The organism is Ruegeria sp. ABV3_008, assembly GCF_056161185.1.
Window position 1 is genome coordinate 2,501 of the sequence record NZ_JBSWYP010000027.1, and the last position, 3,429, is coordinate 5,929.

Here is a 3,429-nt window from a genome sequence, read left to right on the forward strand (position 1 = left end):
ATTGTCTTCTATCCTCTGCGTGGGGCCGACCGACATCGGCAGCGCGGGTTCCAGGATGGAAGGCGGGAAAGTATGCTTTTGGTTCAGAAGAAAGATCGCCTTTAGTTACCAGCTGGGCGGTCGCGATTGACATACTTGTGCTCAAGTAGCCGAATAGGCGGTAGCACAAATATCGTGTGTCTTTCTCTTTCTGGATCAAATCAAGCGCGAGAAGGGCGTTTGGTGAATGCCTTGGCAGCAAGAGGCGATGAAAGACGTGATACTCTGCGATAAGCCATGGGGAGCTGAGAATAAGCTTTGATCCATGGATCTCTGAATGGGGCAACCCACCTGAAAGCTTCATATTGTTATCTTTGGTACTCAATATGGGGTTTAAACAGGTACTTAAGACCTGAATACATAGGGTTTTAAGAGCAAACCCGGGGAACTGAAACATCTAAGTACCCGGAGGAAAGGAAATCAATTGATACTCCCCTAGTAGCGGCGAGCGAACGGGGACCAGCCGAGCCAGATGAGTGACTAGAACACGTTGGGAAGCGTGGCCATAGCGGGTGACAGCCCCGTATAGGAAGCTTTGATGGACGTATTAAGTAGGGCGGAACACGTGAAATTCTGTCTGAAGATCGGAGGACCACCTTCGAAGGCTAAGTACTCCTTGCTGACCGATAGCGAACCAGTACCGTGAGGGAAAGGTGAAAAGCACCCCGACGAGGGGAGTGAAACAGTACCTGAAACCGAACGCCTACAATCAGTCGGAGGATCCTCGAGATCTGACGGCGTACCTTTTGTATAATGGGTCATCGACTTGGTCTCACGAGCAAGCTTAAGCCGTTAGGTGTAGGCGTAGCGAAAGCGAGTCTTAATAGGGCGCATGAGTTCGTGGGATCAGACCCGAAACCGAGTGATCTAGGCATGGCCAGGTTGAAGGTAAGGTAACACTTACTGGAGGACCGAACCCACATCCGTTGAAAAGGATCGGGATGAGCTGTGCCTAGGGGTGAAAGGCCAATCAAACTCGGAGATAGCTGGTTCTCTGCGAAATCTATTTAGGTAGAGCGTCATCCGAATACCCCGGGGGGTAGAGCACTGGATGGGTAATGGGGCCCCACAGGCTTACTGATCCTAACCAAACTCCGAATACCCGGGAGTACTAGATGGCAGACACACTGCGGATGCTAACGTCCGTAGTGGAGAGGGAAACAACCCTGACCTACGACTAAGGCCCCCAATTCATGGCTAAGTGGGAAAGCAGGTGGGACGACCAAAACAACCAGGAGGTTGGCTTAGAAGCAGCCATCCTTTAAAGATAGCGTAACAGCTCACTGGTCTAAATAAGTTGTCCTGCGGCGAAGATGTAACGGGGCTCAAGCCATGAGCCGAAGTCTAGGGATGCGTAAGCATCGGTAGCAGAGCGTAGTGTGACATAGAACTCATCCGTATTTGCATCCACCTGGATGTAATGACGGATCGAGTTCTTTCGATGAAGCCGGGGCGTGAGCCATCCGGTGGAGAGATCACTAGTGAGAATGATGACATGAGTAGCGACAAAGAGTGTGAGAGACACTCTCGCCGAAAGTCCAAGGGTTCCTGCTTAAAGCTAATCTGAGCAGGGTAAGCCGGCCCCTAAGCCGAGGCCGAAAGGCGTAGGCGATGGGAACTAGGTTAATATTCCTAGGCCAGGAGGATGTGACGGATCACAGGTGTAGTTCAATCTTATCGGATTGATTGGGCTGCTGAGTGGTTCCTGGAAATAGCCCTCCATCAGACCGTACCCTAAACCGACACAGGTGGACTGGTAGAGCATACCAAGGCGCTTGAGAGAACGATGTTGAAGGAACTCGGCAAAATACCTCCGTAAGTTCGCGAGAAGGAGGCCCGGTTCCTAGGCAACTAGGGGCTGGGGGCACAAACCAGGGGGTGGCGACTGTTTATTAAAAACACAGGGCTCTGCGAAGTCGCAAGACGACGTATAGGGTCTGACGCCTGCCCGGTGCCTGAAGGTTAAAAGGAGAGGTGAGAGCCTTGAATTGAAGCCCAGGTAAACGGCGGCCGTAACTATAACGGTCCTAAGGTAGCGAAATTCCTTGTCGGGTAAGTTCCGACCTGCACGAATGGCGTAACGACTTCCCCGCTGTCTCCAACATCGACTCAGCGAAATTGAATTGCCTGTCAAGATGCAGGCTTCCCGCGGTTAGACGGAAAGACCCCGTGCACCTTTACTACAGCTTCGCACTGGCATCAGGATTGTGATGTGCAGGATAGGTGGTAGGCTTTGAAGCGGAAACGCAAGTATCCGTGGAGCCTCCCTTGAGATACCACCCTTCGCACTCTTGATGTCTAACCGCGGTCCGTTATCCGGATCCGGGACCCTGCGTGGCGGGTAGTTTGACTGGGGCGGTCGCCTCCTAAAGCGTAACGGAGGCGCGCGAAGGTTGGCTCAGAGCGGTCGGAAATCGCTCGTTGAGTGCAATGGCAGAAGCCAGCCTGACTGCGAGACTGACAAGTCGAGCAGAGTCGAAAGACGGCCATAGTGATCCGGTGGTCCCGAGTGGAAGGGCCATCGCTCAACGGATAAAAGGTACGCCGGGGATAACAGGCTGATACTGCCCAAGAGTCCATATCGACGGCAGTGTTTGGCACCTCGATGTCGGCTCATCTCATCCTGGGGCTGGAGCAGGTCCCAAGGGTACGGCTGTTCGCCGTTTAAAGAGGTACGTGAGCTGGGTTTAGAACGTCGTGAGACAGTTCGGTCCCTATCTGCCGTGGGTGTAGGAGACTTGAGAGGAGTTGCCCCTAGTACGAGAGGACCGGGGTGAACGATCCACTGGTGGACCAGTTGTCGTGCCAACGGCAGTGCTGGGTAGCTATGATCGGACAGGATAACCGCTGAAGGCATCTAAGCGGGAAGCCCCCCTCAAAACAAGGTCTCCCTGAGGGCCGTGGAAGACCACCACGTCAATAGGCCGGAGATGTAAGCGCAGTAATGCGTTCAGTTGACCGGTACTAATCGCCCGATAGGCTTGATTTGATCCAGTAACAGAAAGACAAATCAAACCAGAAGCATACACCGACCTTGAGTTGGACAACGTTGATTGAAACACAACCGAGTGGCAACGCACATACGCTGCCTGCCACCTCGTCGCTTTCTTGCACAGCAAGAAAGTCGACATGGGCTTTTCCTCGGTTTGGTGGTCATAGCGCAAGTGAAACACCCGGTCCCATCCCGAACCCGGAAGTTAAGCACTGCCGCGCCAATGGTACTTGGGCTTAAGCCCCGGGAGAGTAGGTCACCGCCAAACCTAGTAAAAGCCCACAGTCTCTCTAACGATGATACAAATCTGACTCTGACGCGGGATGGAGCAGCCCGGTAGCTCGTCAGGCTCATAACCTGAAGGTCGTAGGTTCAAATCCTACTCCCGCAACCAGTGT

The 3,429-nt window shown here is 53.3% G+C and carries 1 tRNA gene and 2 rRNA genes; all 3 read left to right on the forward strand.

The window, feature by feature from the left end:
* Positions 1-198 precede the first annotated feature (198 nt).
* The 3 genes from ACXAH8_RS23025 to ACXAH8_RS23035 all read left to right on the forward strand — a co-directional run bounded on the left by ACXAH8_RS23025 (position 199) and on the right by ACXAH8_RS23035 (position 3,425).
* Positions 199-3,028 (forward strand): 23S ribosomal RNA (locus tag ACXAH8_RS23025).
* A gap of 156 nt (positions 3,029-3,184) precedes the next feature.
* A 5S ribosomal RNA gene (gene rrf / locus ACXAH8_RS23030) occupies positions 3,185-3,299 on the forward strand.
* Positions 3,300-3,348: 49 nt separating this feature from the next.
* A tRNA-Met gene (locus ACXAH8_RS23035) sits at positions 3,349-3,425 on the forward strand.
* Positions 3,426-3,429: the final 4 nt, after the last annotated feature.